Origin of the sequence: Psychrobacter communis, assembly GCF_014836505.1 — a bacterium.
Lineage (GTDB): Bacteria > Pseudomonadota > Gammaproteobacteria > Pseudomonadales > Moraxellaceae > Psychrobacter > Psychrobacter faecalis.
Window position 1 is genome coordinate 1 of sequence record NZ_JACSQR010000081.1, and the last position, 891, is coordinate 891.

Here is an 891-nt window from a genome sequence, read left to right on the forward strand (position 1 = left end):
TTATAGATATAATCTATCTATTATAGTAATAAATAGGTAGGTTTGTATATGTTTTATTTAACTGTTTGCAACCCTTCTTTGTTTATGTATGAGTTAAACTGAAAAATTTATTGATCTAAAAGCTGGAAGGGAAAGGTAACGACATCAAAAGCAAGGGCAAAGGGCAATAACACCAGCTTTTGCGCGGTATTAGCACCACTGCGAGAGACTTGTTGTTGCTGACTTTGGGTATAAAAACTGACCGTATAAGGTTTGCTTAAAGCGCGGTAATTAGATTGAATTAAGCTTAAATTACTCACTTGCGGATAGATAGCGCCTTTAACAGACACACTAAAGCAAAAGCGCTGAGCATTGATGCGTTGGTCGCTGACTGAAGTACAGTCGCGGCCATTATTTTGCAAAAAGAATTGATAGTCTGAGCGCTGGAATTCATCTTTTAACTTGGCATACGACAGCTTCATTTCACCCTGAAAATAGCCATCATTGTTGGGCACATAAAAACTCATGTCGTTATCGACGTGGATATTTTTTGGCGTCATATTGCTTAATAAGCCAATCATTTCCGTCCCGCCTTGGGTCAGCACATAGCTATTTTTTTCACCGACGATGACCATGGTGGCGTTGGGCGTTTTTGGTAATGCCTTTGCAGGACGACCAAAAGCGACAATTTGGTCTTCAGACAAGATTTGCTTGCTAGTTTTGCTGCTGACGTGATTGTCACTTTCTAATAAAGAGCTGGTGGCGCAGCCTGAGCTAGCAAGCAATGCCGCAAGTGATGCGCCTGTTAATAAGGTTTTTGGGTTTAATAACTTCGATAGGGTTGCAAACAGTTAAATAAAATATATACAAACCTACCTATTTATTACTATAATAGATAGATTATATCTATAA

General features: G+C 38.8%; 1 protein-coding gene. It reads right to left on the bottom strand.

Annotation, left to right across the window (positions count from 1 at the left end; translation table 11 throughout):
- Nucleotides 1-107 precede the first annotated feature (107 nt).
- Nucleotides 108-764 carry a YidX family protein gene (locus tag H9653_RS12360; protein ID WP_225211768.1) on the bottom strand — a complete coding sequence of 219 codons (657 nt, stop codon included), beginning with the start codon at nt 762-764 and terminating at the stop codon, nt 108-110.
- Nucleotides 765-891 lie beyond the last annotated feature (127 nt).